This is a genomic window from Georgenia halophila (assembly GCF_039541595.1).
Genome location: NZ_BAABGN010000013.1, coordinates 92,961 through 105,265, shown reverse-complemented (window position 1 = coordinate 105,265; position 12,305 = coordinate 92,961). Strand labels below are relative to the sequence as shown.

13 protein-coding genes are annotated in these 12,305 nt (G+C 70.0%); 2 read left to right on the top strand and 11 right to left on the bottom strand.

The window, feature by feature from the left end:
* Window positions 1–143 precede the first annotated feature (143 nt).
* From obgE to rplU, 3 genes are all read right to left on the bottom strand, one after another.
* A complete protein-coding gene (gene obgE, locus ABD907_RS16620; protein ID WP_345217560.1) occupies window positions 144–1,658 on the bottom strand; it encodes a GTPase ObgE in 1,515 nt (504 codons plus the stop codon).
* 114 nt (window positions 1,659–1,772) lie between these two features.
* On the bottom strand, window positions 1,773–2,036 hold the full coding sequence (gene rpmA / locus ABD907_RS16615) for a 50S ribosomal protein L27 (protein WP_345217558.1): 264 nt from the start codon (window positions 2,034–2,036) through the stop codon (window positions 1,773–1,775).
* 94 nt (window positions 2,037–2,130) lie between these two features.
* A complete protein-coding gene (gene rplU, locus ABD907_RS16610; protein WP_345217557.1) occupies window positions 2,131–2,454 on the bottom strand; it encodes a 50S ribosomal protein L21 in 324 nt (107 codons plus the stop codon).
* 190 nt (window positions 2,455–2,644) lie between these two features.
* Here rplU and ABD907_RS16605 point away from each other — a divergent pair, with 190 nt between their 5' ends.
* Window positions 2,645–3,382 (top strand): Type 1 glutamine amidotransferase-like domain-containing protein, encoded by a 738-nt coding sequence (locus ABD907_RS16605; RefSeq protein ID WP_345217554.1) that lies wholly within the window; start codon window positions 2,645–2,647, stop codon window positions 3,380–3,382.
* A gap of 127 nt (window positions 3,383–3,509) precedes the next feature.
* On the opposite strand, the gene ABD907_RS16600 is transcribed toward ABD907_RS16605, so the two are convergent.
* From ABD907_RS16600 to ABD907_RS16585, 4 genes are all read right to left on the bottom strand, one after another.
* Complete coding sequence (locus tag ABD907_RS16600) at window positions 3,510–4,298, bottom strand: carbohydrate ABC transporter permease (RefSeq protein ID WP_486334125.1); 789 nt, start codon at window positions 4,296–4,298, stop codon at window positions 3,510–3,512.
* Between the two features lie 97 nt (window positions 4,299–4,395).
* Entirely contained in the window at window positions 4,396–5,343 is a 948-nt protein-coding gene (locus tag ABD907_RS16595) for a carbohydrate ABC transporter permease (protein WP_345217551.1), read from the bottom strand.
* Window positions 5,340–6,692 (bottom strand): ABC transporter substrate-binding protein, encoded by a 1,353-nt coding sequence (locus tag ABD907_RS16590; protein ID WP_345217548.1) that lies wholly within the window; start codon window positions 6,690–6,692, stop codon window positions 5,340–5,342. The genes ABD907_RS16595 and ABD907_RS16590 overlap by 4 nt, the downstream gene beginning before the upstream one ends.
* 21 nt (window positions 6,693–6,713) lie before the next feature.
* On the bottom strand, window positions 6,714–7,781 hold the full coding sequence (locus tag ABD907_RS16585; protein ID WP_345217546.1) for a glycoside hydrolase family 172 protein: 1,068 nt from the start codon (window positions 7,779–7,781) through the stop codon (window positions 6,714–6,716).
* A 203-nt stretch (window positions 7,782–7,984) separates the two neighbouring features.
* Here ABD907_RS16585 and ABD907_RS16580 point away from each other — a divergent pair, with 203 nt between their 5' ends.
* A complete protein-coding gene (locus ABD907_RS16580) occupies window positions 7,985–8,962 on the top strand; it encodes a LacI family DNA-binding transcriptional regulator (RefSeq protein WP_345217544.1) in 978 nt (325 codons plus the stop codon).
* 81 nt (window positions 8,963–9,043) lie between these two features.
* Here the strand turns inward: ABD907_RS16580 and ABD907_RS16575 are convergent, their stop codons facing one another.
* The 4 genes from ABD907_RS16575 to ABD907_RS16560 all read right to left on the bottom strand — a co-directional run bounded on the left by ABD907_RS16575 (window position 9,044) and on the right by ABD907_RS16560 (window position 12,213).
* Window positions 9,044–9,700 (bottom strand): SDR family oxidoreductase, encoded by a 657-nt coding sequence (locus ABD907_RS16575; protein ID WP_345217542.1) that lies wholly within the window; start codon window positions 9,698–9,700, stop codon window positions 9,044–9,046.
* 89 nt (window positions 9,701–9,789) lie between these two features.
* Entirely contained in the window at window positions 9,790–10,476 is a 687-nt protein-coding gene (locus ABD907_RS16570) for an alpha/beta fold hydrolase (RefSeq protein WP_345217539.1), read from the bottom strand.
* A gap of 91 nt (window positions 10,477–10,567) precedes the next feature.
* Complete coding sequence (locus tag ABD907_RS16565; protein WP_345217536.1) at window positions 10,568–11,386, bottom strand: carbohydrate ABC transporter permease; 819 nt, start codon at window positions 11,384–11,386, stop codon at window positions 10,568–10,570.
* Window positions 11,383–12,213: a carbohydrate ABC transporter permease gene (locus tag ABD907_RS16560; RefSeq protein ID WP_345218896.1), complete on the bottom strand. Its 831-nt coding sequence runs from the start codon at window positions 12,211–12,213 to the stop codon at window positions 11,383–11,385. The genes ABD907_RS16565 and ABD907_RS16560 overlap by 4 nt, the downstream gene beginning before the upstream one ends.
* Window positions 12,214–12,305: the final 92 nt, after the last annotated feature.

Sequence of the window (12,305 nt, the reverse complement as noted above, 5' to 3'; positions counted from 1 at the left end):
GCCTCTCCTTCGTGGTGCTGGACTGCTCCGCGGACGCACTGCTGCTCCGTGGTCGAGGTCGACCGTACGTCAACGACGCGGACTGCCGTGCTCAGCCGGCGCTCAGGTTCGAGACCTAACGGCACGGCCATCTGTGGTCAGAATCACACCGGATCATCGTCCGGGTCGCTCCAGTGGCCGGCCTCTCGCTCGGTCCACATCTCCTCACGCGTGGCGGTCCGAGCGTCCATGAGGTCGTGGTAGCCGCGGCGCTTGTCGACCCTGGTCGGCCTCGTGCCCTCCTCCACACGCAGGTCGGTGCCGCGCGGGCCGAGCATCTCGGCGCCGGTCTGCATGGTCGGTTCCCAGTCGAAGACGACGCCGCCCTCGTCGGGCCCGATCACGACCGTGTCCCCCGCGACGGCTCCGGACCTGAGGAGCTGGTCCTCGACGCCGAGCCGGGCCAGGCGGTCGGCGAGGTAACCGACGGCCTCGTCGTTGCTGAACTCGGTCTGGCGCACCCACCGCTCGGGCTTGGAGCCGCGAACCTGGTAGTAGACGCCATCCCCGCTGGTCCGGCGCATAACCGTGAACCCCGCGTCGTCGACGGCCTTGGGGCACAGCACGGTCCGTGGCGCCTCGGCCATGGGCGCCTCGGCGCGGGCCTTCGCGACGATCTGCGCGAGCGCGAAGGACAGCGGCCGCATCCCCTCGTGGGACGCCGTCGAGACCTCGAAGACCGACAGCCCGCGCGCCTCGAGGTCCGGTCGGACCATGTCGGCCAGCTCGCGGGCCTCGGGCACGTCGATCTTGTTGAGGACGACGACGCGCGGCCGCTCCCCCAGCGGCACGCCGCCGGAGAGGTCCGCCGCGTACTCCGCCAGCTCGGCCTCGATCGTGTCGAGGTCGGTGATCGGGTCGCGATCCGGTTCGAGCGTCGCGCAGTCGAGCACGTGGACGAGGACGGCGCACCGTTCGATGTGGCGGAGGAACTCCAGCCCCAGTCCCTTGCCCTGCGAGGCTCCCGGGATGAGGCCGGGCACGTCGGCGATGGTGTAGCGCTCGTCCCCCGCCTGCACGACACCGAGGTTCGGTACCAGGGTCGTGAACGGGTAGTCGGCGATCTTGGGGCGGGCCGCGGACATGGCGGCGATGAGCGAGGACTTGCCGGCGCTCGGGAAGCCCACGAGCGCGACGTCGGCGACCGACTTCAGCTCCAGGACGAGGTCGGCGCTCTCGCCCTCCTCGCCGAGCAGCGCGAAACCCGGTGCCTTGCGCCGGGGCGAGGACAGGGCGGCGTTGCCGAGGCCGCCGTTGCCGCCCCTGGCAGCGATGTACCGGGTGCCGGCACCGACCAGGTCGGCCAGGACCTCGCCGTCGGGGCTCTTGACCACCGTGCCCTCGGGGACGGTCAGGACCAGGTCGGAACCGGTCTTGCCGGCGCGCATGTCGCCGGCACCCTGGGTGCCCGACTCCGCCTTGCGGTACGGGCGGTGGTGGTAGCCGAGCAGCGTCGTCGTCTGCGGGTCGACGACGAGGACGACGTCGCCGCCCTTGCCGCCGTTGGCGCCGTCGGGACCGGCGAGCGGCTTGAACTTCTCACGCCGGATGGAGGCGCAGCCGTGCCCACCGTCTCCGGCGGCGACGTGCAGCACGACGCGGTCCACGAATGTGGCCATGTGCTCCTCCTGCCGTGTCGGCCGTGGTGGGGTGGTCCAGATGGGCCGCCCCAAGCATGCAGCAGGGGCGGACGGCTCGCGCCGCCCGCCCCTGCCAAGAATCTGTGGAGTGACTCAGACCGTTGCCGGCTCCGACACCACGTCGATCACCTTGCGGCCGCGGCGGCTGCCGAAGGCCACGGAGCCCGGCTCGAGGGCGAACAGCGTGTCGTCCTTGCCACGGCCGACGTTGTTGCCGGGGTGGAAGTGGGTGCCGCGCTGACGCACGAGGATCTCGCCGGCCTTGACGACCTGGCCGCCGAACCGCTTGACACCCAGTCGCTGGGCGTTGGAGTCGCGGCCGTTCCGGGAGGAGCTGGCGCCCTTCTTGTGGGCCATCTCGAACCTCTCTACTTCTTCGCTCGTGAGGAGGGCACCCGTCCGGGGACTCCTCGTGTCTGGTGCTGGGAACGGACCCGTACGGGCCGCTGGACTACTTGATGCCCGTGACCTTCAGCCGGGTCAGGCTGCTGCGGTAACCCTGGCGACGGCGGTAGCCGGTCTTGTTCTTGAACTTCATGATCGAGATCTTCGGGCCCTTCTCCTCCCGGACGACCTCGGCCGTGACCTTCACCTTGGCGAGGTCGTCGGCACCCGTGGTGACCTTCTTGCCGTCGATGAGCATGAGGGGCTCGAGCTCGACGGACTCGCCCACCTGTCCGTTCTTCAGACGGTTGACGACGACGACGTCGCCGACGGACACCTTCTCCTGTCGGCCGCCGGCCTTGACGATCGCGTAGACCACGTTGCTGCTCATCTCTGTCGCTTCTGGTCGAGCGGCCGGTACGCCGACGACAGCCGGCGAGGCGCTCGAGACTCACGGAACGGTGCACGCTCCCGCTACGGGAGGGCACCGACGCTCTAGGTTACGCGCCGCGGTGTCTCCGGGCAAACCTCCCGACGGCGCCGCAGGCCCAGAACATTGTGGCATCTGGCACAGTACGACCGTGCCCGCCGACTCCCCCACCATCCTCGCCACCTCCGGCGGATACGTGCCCGGCCGGCGCACGCGCGTCGAGCTCGGCCCGCTGGTGCGCCTCGCCGTCGAACTCTCCGGCGTCGACGGCCGCACGCCGCGCCTCGGCTACCTGGGTACGGCCAACGGCGACCAGGCGCACGCGATCGCGGAACGGTCGGAGGCGGCCCGGGTGGCCGGGTTCGAGCTGAACCCCCTGCGGCTGTTCACGATGCCGAACGTCGACGACGTCGAGGGCTACCTGCTCGAGCAGGACGTCGTCTGGGTCGACGGCGGGTCGGTCGCCAACCTGCTCGCCGTCTGGCGTGTGCACGGGCTGGACGCGATCTTCCGCCGGGTGTGGGAGGCGGGTGTGGTGCTGGCCGGCGTCAGCGCCGGCTCCATCTGCTGGCACACCTCCGGCACGACCGACTCCTTCGGCCCAGAGCTGCGTGCCGTCCAGGACGGCCTCGGCCTGCTCCCGTACGGCAACGGCGTCCACTACGACTCCGAGGACCGTCGTCGTCCCACCGTCCACCGGCTCGTCGCCTCCGGCGAGCTCGGGCTGACCTACTGCACGGACGACGGCGTGGGGCTGGTCTACCGGGGCACCGACCTCATGGAGGCGGTCACCGAGCGTCGCGGCAAGGGCGCCTACGTCGTCGCCCGGGGTGCGGACGGCGAGGCCGTCGAGGAGCGGATCGAGCCGCGCGTGCTACCCGGCGCCTGACCTACGACCGCAGACGCAGACGCAGACGCAGACGCAGACGCAGACGCAGACGAGAGTGTTGATCTGGTTGCTATAGCGACCAGATCAACACTCTCGTCCCGGTCCGGCGGCCGGACCGTGCCCGGGTCTACTTGAAGCCGGCCGTCTTGATCGACTCCACGATCTGCCGCTGGAAGAAGAAGAAGATCAGCAGCGTCGGAAGCGCCGCGACCGTCGAGGCCGCCAGCACGTAGTTCCAGTCGGAGGCGTACTGCTGCTGGAACGTGGCGATGCCGAGCTGCACCACGCGCAGGTTCGGGTCCGAGGTGATCGTCAGCGGCCAGACGAAGGAGTTCCAGTTGGCCAGGAAGAAGAACACCGCGAGCGCCGCGAGGATCGGGCGTGAGAGCGGCAGGATCACGCTGCGGTAGATCCGCCAGTAGCTGGCGCCGTCGACCAGCGCCGCCTCTTCCAGCTCCGCCGGCAACGAGACGTAGAACTGGCGCAGCAGGAAGATGCCGAAGGCGTTGAAGATCGCCGGGATGATCAGGCCCGCGTAGCTGTCGACCATGCCGAGAGTCCGCACCACGATGAACATCGGGATGAGGATCACCGGCAGGCTCACGAGCAGCGTCGAGAAGATCAGCAGAAAGACGGTCTCCCGTCCCCGGAACTTCAGCCGGGCCAGCGCGTAGGCGGCCATGGAGTGGAACCACAGGGCGATCACCGTGATCGTCGCGGAGACGAAGAAGCTGTTCCACATGTACCGCAGGAACGGCACCTGGGTGAACACGTAGCGGAAGTTCTCCACGGTTGGTTCCGCCGGGATCAGGTCGACGCTGTTGACCTCGGCGGGGCCCTTGAAGGAGCCGGAGACCATCCACACGATCGGGAAGACGGTCAGCAGCCCGATGACGAGCCCGAGGATCAGCAGCATGACGCGCCGTCGCGTCCACGGGCTGTCGCCCCTGGCGCGGCGATCCCGGCCGGTGGTCGCCGCCCCGGGCCGTGCCGGTGCGGTGGCGGTGGCGGTGTCACTCATTGTCGAATCGCCCTCCTCGGGTGACGGCGAACATCAGGCCGGACCAGGCGAGCATCACGAGGACGAGGACGGAGCCGACCGCCGCGGCGTAGCCCAGCTCGCCGAAGAGGAACGCCTGCTCGTAGACGTAGAAGATCAGCAGGGTCGTCGCGCCGGCAGGTCCGCCTCCCGTCAGGACGAACACGAGGTCCAGCCCGCCGGTGATGACGGCGACGGTGGCCGTGATGAGGACGAAGAAGCTCGTCGGGCGCAGCAGCGGCAGCGTGATGTGGCGGAAACGGTTCCACGCGCTGGCCCCGTCGATGCGCGCGGCCTCGTAGTACTCGCCCGGGATGTCCTGGAGCCCGGCGAGGAAGATGATCATGTAGTAGCCCATCTGAAACCAGACGGTCACCACCACCACGGCACCCAGCGCGAGGCTGGGGTCGCCCAGGAACGAGACGTTCTCGAAACCGAGCAGGCCGGCCAGCCGGCTCATCACGCCGGTCCGGTCGCCCAGCATGAACTGCCAGACCATCGCGACGACGACGAGGCTGATGACGTACGGGACGAACAGCATGCTGCGCACGAGCCCGACGAACGGGAACCTCTGCTGGACCAGCAGCGCCAGCCCGAGGCCGAGCACGAAGATCGCCGGGACCACACCGATGAGGTACAGCAGCGTGATGCGGACGCTGCTCCAGAAGGCCGGGTCACCCACCATGCGGACGTAGTTGTCCACGCCGATGAAGTCGAAGGACCCGAACCCGTCGACGCGGAAGAAGCCGAGCACGACGGCGAGGACCATCGGGATCGCGACGAAGATCAGCAGGCCGAGCGAGTCGGGCAGCAGGAACCAGAACGCGGCACGCCGCTCGCGCCTGGCCTGCTCGGCCTTGCCCTTCGGCGCTGCGGGAGCTGCTCGTCGCCCCGCGGTGCGAGAGACAGAGACGGCACTCATACGAGGGATCCTCCTTCGTAGGTCTCGAGGTAGCTCTCGATGGCGCCCTGTGCGATCTCGGCCTGGTCTCCCGGATCCGCCCCGGCGAGCATGGATTTCTGGATCGCGTTGGACACGGCCTTGTAGATCACCGGCGGGTAGCGCGGCTCGCCGCGTCCGGTCGGGAGGATCTCGTCACGGAAGCGCTGCAGGATGGGATTCTCGAATGCGCCGGTGTTGCCGATCGCCTCGGTCACGGACTTCCGGGCCGGGATGTTGCCCTTGGCGACGCCGTTCCACCGGACGGCCGCCTGGATCGACTCCTGGCTCATGGAGCCCATCAGGTCGACGGTGAACCGGGCCGCGGCGTCCGGGTCGACCCCGCGGCTGTTCACGACGAACGCCCAGCCACCGAGGATCGTGGTCGGCTCGCCACCGGGTGGCGTCGGCATGGGGAAGATGCCGTACGGGTGGTCGGGGGCGTTCTGCCGCATGGCCTCGACCTGCCAGATGCCGGTGTGCCACATGGCGGCGTAGCCATTCGTGAACGCACCCACCAGGTCGCCGCCGGCCGGCAGCGTGCGTGGCGACGCCCCGCTCTCGACCGCCTCCTGGTACATCGCCAGCGCCTGGACGCTCGCCGGCGAGTCGAAGACGGGCTGCTGCGTCTGCGGGTCGATGACGTCACCGCCGCCCTGCCACACCCATGGATAGAACGTGAAGTTCTGGTAGTAGCTCGGCGTGGTGTCGAGCACCAGCCCGGCGCGCTGCCCGCTGGAGAGGCGGCGCCCGAGCTCGAGCATCTGGTCCCAGGTCTGCGGGAGGTCGCCCTCTGACATGCCGGCCTCTTCGAAGGCGGGAATGTCGTAGAAGATCGCCAGGGGCTCCTGCTCCATCGGCAGGCCGTAGATCTTGCCGTCGACCGTGCGGGTCGCGAGCGCCTCCGGGTAGAAGTCGTCGATCGCCGCCTCGTCCATGTACGGCGTGAGGTCGGTGAGGACCCCACCGTTGTAGTAGCGGAGGAAGTCGCCGGGCGAGATGAGGAAGAGGTCGGGTCCGTCCCCGGAGGCGAACGCCGTCGTGATGCGGGTGTTCGTCGGGTCCGTGTACCCGGGGATGTACATCATCTTGACCGGGCGCTCGCCGCCCTCCGCCCACCGTCTGGTGGCATCGAGGAACCAGTCGCTCTGGGCGACGATGTTCGGGTCTCCCGACGACTGCGGCGAGTAGTTGTTCCAGAACTGCATGGGGGCACGCTCTGAGGCGCTGCTCGGCGAGCAGCCGCCGAGCGCCCAGGCCGTGCCCAGTCCGCCGGCGGCGGCGGCGCCGAGGCGCAGCGCCCCACGCCGGCTGAGGTTTGTCGATGTCATCGTTGTGGCTCCTCGGACGGTCTAGAGCACCTCGAGGGCGTCGGCGTCCGGTGTCTGGGGACGCTGCGCCGTCGGGCGGTCGAGGTAGAAGAACGCGGTCGAGGCGATGTCGTCGTGCAGCGGTAGGTAGCGGTGCCCGGACCGCCAGCCGAGCGCCTGGATGTCCACGCTGAGGTCCGAGGCGAAGTAGATCGGATCGGCCACGTTCCAGCGGTACATGCCGAACCGCTGCTGGGATCGGTAGAGGCCATCGGGCCGAAGGATCTGGTGCAGCCCGAGATAAGGGGTGGTGAACTCGGTGTATCCCTGTCCGGGGACGTCGAAGTTCCAGGCGCCGCCGAAGTAGTCCTCGGTGCCGGTGCCGCAGATCGTGGGAAACTCCGCGTCGCCGTCGAGGTAGTGCTTGATCTCGCCCTCGCCCCACCAGCCGGAGCTGTTCACACCCCAGGCCATGTACGTGCCGACATACTGGCCCTGCCCGCGGATGTCGCGAAGGATCGGGTGGGGCGTGCGGTCGGGAAGCGGGTTGGACCGCCGCCACTGGGCGTGGAGGTAGCCGGCGTCGTCCTGAGCCCGCTCGTCCCCGCCCGTCTCGTAGGTGACCTGGTAGTACACGACGGCGGGCTTGGCGCCGAGATTCTCGATCGTCAGCCGGGCACCGCTGCGGAAGGGCATCGGCCAGTAGCTGTTGAAGCCGCCGTGCGGGTTCACGGCCACCATCGCCGAGCTGAGCTGCGCGAAGGCGCCCCAGCCCTGGCCGAAGAAGTCGCCGACGGGCACCTCGATCGCCGGCTCGTCCGCCCCGTCCCAGTAGGCACGCAGCAGCAACGAGCGCCAGTGGTCGGTGTGCGTGGTCAGCCAGATGTGGGTGATCCGTCCCGGACCGTCGATCGCGGCGACGTCGAACGTCTCGCCCGCCGCGATCTCGACGCTCGGCGAGACCTTCCAGCCCTGCCCGAGGTCACGGGCCGGGCCTGCACCGGTGCCCTCGGTGGCACGGCCGCCGCCGCCCTTCGCCCCGGTGAAGTTCTCGGGGCTGATGGACCGGGTGGTGGCCGGTCGCAGCGTGGCGATGTCTGGTCGGATCATCACGCGTTCCTCTCGTTGCGGCATCGGGCGGAGCGGAGTCCGGATCGGCTCGATCAGGTGGCGATCCGCGCTTGCGCTGAAATCGATTACACGACCGTAAGTGCCGCCTCGAGCCGTGTCAACACGGCGGGCGACGCCGCATGGCGGACGTCTGGGCGAGCCGTTGCTGCCTAAGGTGAAGCCAGTTTCGGGGAGGGGAGAAGATGGCGAGGATCGTGGACGTGGCCGCCTTGGCTGGTGTCTCGACGGCGACCGTCTCACGGGTGCTCAACGGCAAGCCGGTGCGGGCGGACCTCGAGGCAGCGGTGCGGCGCGCGGTCGACGAGCTCGGCTACTCCCCCAACCGGACGGCACGTTCACTGCGGCGCCAGCACTCCGAGGTCCTCGCCCTCGTGCTGCCCGACATCGAGAACCCGTTCTTCACCTCGCTGGCCCGCGGCGTGGAGGACGTCGCGCAGGAGTCGGGACTGTCCGTGGTGCTTTGCAACACCGACGAGGACCCGGACAAGCAGGAGCAGTACCTCCAGATCGCGGAGGACGAGAACATGGTCGGCGTCATCCTCGCCCCGGCAGGGCGCTCGCCCCTGCTCGCGCGGCTGGTAGAGCGGGACCGCGCGGTCGTCATCGTCGACCGAGCGGTCCCCGACGACGTCGACCAGGTGACCTTCGACAACCTCGAGCTCGGGCGGCGCGCGACGCAGTCGCTCATCGACCGTGGATACACGCGGATCGCGTGCGTGACCGGCCCCGAGGAGACACCGACCGCCGTCGCCCGCGCCCAGGCGTGGCGGGAGACGCTCGAGTCGGCGGGGCTGCCGGCTCCCGACGACCTGCTCGTCCACGCGAACTTCCGGGTCGACGGCGGACAGTCGGCGATGACCGAGCTGCTGGAGCTGTCCAGCCCGCCCGACGCCGTGCTGGCGACCAACAACCTCGTCGGTGTCGGTGCGCTGCGGGTGCTCGCCGCGACCGAGCGCGGCGACGTCGGTCTGGGCATCATCGGCGACCTGCCGTTCGTGACCTCGAGCGTGGACAACGTCTCGCTGCTGCAGCTGCGGCCCCGGGAGATGGGACTGACCGCGGCGCGGATGCTCGTCGAGCGCATTCGTGGCGACGCGGGTCCCGCGCGCCGGGTGGTTCAACCGACCCTGCCGGTCACCCTCGGATCGCCCGGCACCTGATCGGCGAGCGAGCCGGCCGTCGAGCCACCATCGGAGGCCCTTTCAGGGCCACGGAGGGTGATCGGGCACCGTACGGGACGCTCAGCCCTTCTGGGCGGCGAGGGCGTCGGCGATCGGCTCGTTGCCCGAGATGACCTCGGTCACGACACCGGCGGTGCCCGGGTCGTCGAGGGCGACGCGCAGCACGGTGGCCACGTCCTCGCGCGGGATCTGGCCGCGCCCGGTTTGCAGCGCCATCCGCACCAGGCCGGTCCCGGGCTCGTCGGTCAGGCCGCCGGGCCGGATGACCGTCCAGTCGAGGTTCCGCGCCATGAGTTCGTCGTCGGCGGCCTTCTTGGCGTCCTGGTAGGCGGCGAACACCTCGTCCTCGATACCGGCCCCTCCGGTGGCCGCGCCCATCGAGGAGACCATCAGGTATCGGCGCACGCCGGCCGCCTCGGCCGCGTCCGCCAGCAGCACGGCCGCGCCACGGTCGACCGTCTGCTTCCGGGCGGTCCCGCTGCCCGGTCCGGCTCCCGCGGCGAAGACGACCGCGTCCGCGCCGGCTAGGACGGCGGCGACCTCCTCGGCACCGGCATGTTCGAGATCGAGGACGACCGGCTCGGCGCCGTCGTCGCGCAGGTCGGCGGCCTGGTCGGGATTGCGGATGAGTCCGGTGACGGAGTCCCCGCGTCCGGTGAGCTGACGAGTGAGGTGTCGGGCGATCTTGCCGTGCCCGCCGGCGATGACGATGCGCATGAGGACGACCGTACTTCCCGACGCCTGCGTCGGCACGGGCGCCCGGTCCGTTTCCGACCGCAGCGGAGTCCATCGGCCGCCGCCGATCGTCACGCCTCGTCGGCAATCCCCGCCAGCAGCTCCGCCAGGTCGGCCGGCACGGTGAGCATGGGCCAGTGACCGGAATCGATGTCGACGTAGGACACGTGCTTGGCCCTGGCGAGCTCGGGCACCTCGCCCGCCTCGATCCACCCCCGGGCGTCCGCAGGCGTGTACTCCGGGCACACGAGGACGACAGGGACGTCGTCGCGGCGTTCATCGGTGAGCCTGACGACTCCCTGCGCGACGCCCTGCGGCACCGGGATCGCCGCGGCCGCGAAACTCTCCTTCGTCGCGTCGTCGAGGTCCGCCGAGTCCGGCCCGACGAACGGCTCCCAGCCCGGGAACGCCATGGCACCGTCCTCGACGGGGAAGAAGTCGGCGTACCTCATGCCGTCCGAGGCCGGAAAGCCGCCGACGAGCGCGACCGTCGCGACCCTGTCCGGGCGTGCGTCGGCGGCGAGCCACGCCAACGTGCACGCCGCCGAGTGCCCCACGACCGTCGGTCGACCGTCGGCAGCATCGACTGCGGCGAGCACCGCCGCGACCTGATCCTCGAGCGTCGCCTGCGCGTTCCCGCCACCCTGACCGGGAAGCGTGACCGGTACCGCCCGGTGGCCGCGACGTTCCAGCTGGGCGGCGGTGTCCTCCCACACGGATCCGTCCAGCCACAGGCCGCCGATGAGCAGGAGGTCCATCTCTCAGGTCCTTTCGTGCGGGGCTGGTCGGTTCTGACGGTAGCGCCGGCCTCTGACGTGGGCGCTCACCGCCCTGGCATGTCGGCGCCCGTCACTCCCGCACGGCGCCGGAGAGCATGCCCGCGATGAAGTGCCGCTGGAGGAACAGGTAGAGCACCACGACGGGCAGCGCGACGAGCACGGCGCCGGCCGCGAGCAGGGTCGTGCCTTGGACGTACTGGCCCTGGAACAGGGCGAGCCCGAGCGGCGCGGTGCGCAGCTGCGCCGTCGGGGACATGACCAGCGGGATGAGGAACTCGTTCCAGGTCCACATGAACATCAGCAGGATCATCGTCACCATCGCCGGCCGGGCGACCGGGACCAGCACCTGCCACAGCACCCGGTGGTGGCCGGCGCCGTCGAGCCGGGCAGCCTCGATGATCGATCGGTTCGCGCCCCGGAACGTCGCGCGCATCCAGAACGTCCCGAACGCCACCGACTGGGCCACCTGCGGCAGGGAGATCGCCCACACGGTGTCGGTGAGGCCGAGGTAGCGCAGGTCGAAGAAGAGGGGCACCACGATCGCCTCGGTCGGCACCATGATGCCGAGCAGGAAGACGTAGAAGATCACCTGGGAGCCGGCGAACTCGAAGGCCCCGAAGGCGTAGCCGGCCATCACCGAGAGCACCGTGGCGAGGGAGACGACGATCAGCGCCACCACGACCGAGTTCCACATGTACTCGCTGAACCGGCCCTGCTCCCAGGCTCGGGCGAAGTTCTCCCAGTGCAGCGGCCCGCCGGTCTGCGCGTCGGCCGGCGTCTCCGGAGAGAACGCGGTGACCAGGATCGTGACGATCGGGGCCAGCGCCACCGCGGCGAAGGCGATGAGGATGACGTAGTTGGCGGTCCGCTCCCCCGCCGAGACCCTCACAGCTCCCGCTCCCCGATGCGGTTCACGGCCAGGTTCAGCAGGAAGATCATCCCGGTCAGCACGACGGCGACGGCCGCGGCCGAGCCCACCTCACCCAGCTCGAAGGCACGCCGGTAGACCTCGAAGCTGGGCACCGTCGTCGTGCTGCCCGGCCCGCCGCCCGTGGTGACATAGACGAGGTCGAAGGTCTTCAGGGCGGCGATGATCGTCAGGGTCAGGGCGACGACGATCTCCGCGCGTACCGAGGGCACGGTGATGGAGACGAACGATCGGACGGGGCCCGCGCCGTCGAGCGTGGCGGCCTCGTACAGCTCCGGCGGCACCCGGGACATGCCTGCCATCAGCAGGACGGTGACCAGGCCCGTGGACACCCATGTGCCGATCAGTCCGACGGCCGGCAGGGTCAGGGTGAAGTCACCCAGCCAGGTGCGGGTCAGAGCGTCGAGCCCGACGGCGCGTAGCGCGGTGTTGAGGTGCCCGTCGGGGGCGTAGATCTGCCGCCATGCCACGGCGACGACCACCATCGCCACGACCTGCGGCAGGAAGACGACGGTGCGGAAGAACCCGAGCCCACGCACCCGTGACCGGGTGAGCAGGGCGGCGAGGACGAGACCGACGCCGAGCGGCAGGACCGCGAAGAAGAAGATCAGCACGAAGGCATGGCCGAACGCCGCGCGCAACGCTGCGTCGGCGAGCACGTCGACGTAGTTGGCGAAGCCGGCGAACGTCGCGAGCGTGAGGCCGTCCCACTCGTAGAACGAGATCTGGACGGCCCGGCCGAGCGGGTAGAGCAGGAAGACCGCGTAGACCACGAACGCGGGCAGCAGGAACCAGTACGGCGTGGCTCCGTAGAGGCTGCGCCGCCGGCGCGACCGCCCGTTCTGCGGCCGCTCGTCTTGCGGCCGCCCGCTCTGCGGCC

Excerpts from the sequence above, each read along its gene's own strand:
- obgE (WP_345217560.1), bottom strand. The coding sequence starts at position 1,658 with ATGGCCACATTCGTGGACCGCGTCGTGCTGCACGTCGCCGCCGGAGAC.
- rpmA (WP_345217558.1), bottom strand. The coding sequence starts at position 2,036 with ATGGCCCACAAGAAGGGCGCCAGCTCCTCCCGGAACGGCCGCGACTCC.
- rplU (WP_345217557.1), bottom strand. The coding sequence starts at position 2,454 with ATGAGCAGCAACGTGGTCTACGCGATCGTCAAGGCCGGCGGCCGACAG.
- ABD907_RS16600 (WP_486334125.1), bottom strand. The coding sequence starts at position 4,298 with ATGCTGCTGATCCTCGGGCTCGTCATCGGGCTGCTGACCGTCTTCCCG.
- ABD907_RS16595 (WP_345217551.1), bottom strand. The coding sequence starts at position 5,343 with ATGAGTGCCGTCTCTGTCTCTCGCACCGCGGGGCGACGAGCAGCTCCC.
- ABD907_RS16590 (WP_345217548.1), bottom strand. The coding sequence starts at position 6,692 with ATGACATCGACAAACCTCAGCCGGCGTGGGGCGCTGCGCCTCGGCGCC.
- ABD907_RS16585 (WP_345217546.1), bottom strand. The coding sequence starts at position 7,781 with ATGATCCGACCAGACATCGCCACGCTGCGACCGGCCACCACCCGGTCC.
- ABD907_RS16580 (WP_345217544.1), top strand. The coding sequence starts at position 7,985 with ATGGCGAGGATCGTGGACGTGGCCGCCTTGGCTGGTGTCTCGACGGCG.
- ABD907_RS16575 (WP_345217542.1), bottom strand. The coding sequence starts at position 9,700 with ATGCGCATCGTCATCGCCGGCGGGCACGGCAAGATCGCCCGACACCTC.
- ABD907_RS16570 (WP_345217539.1), bottom strand. The coding sequence starts at position 10,476 with ATGGACCTCCTGCTCATCGGCGGCCTGTGGCTGGACGGATCCGTGTGG.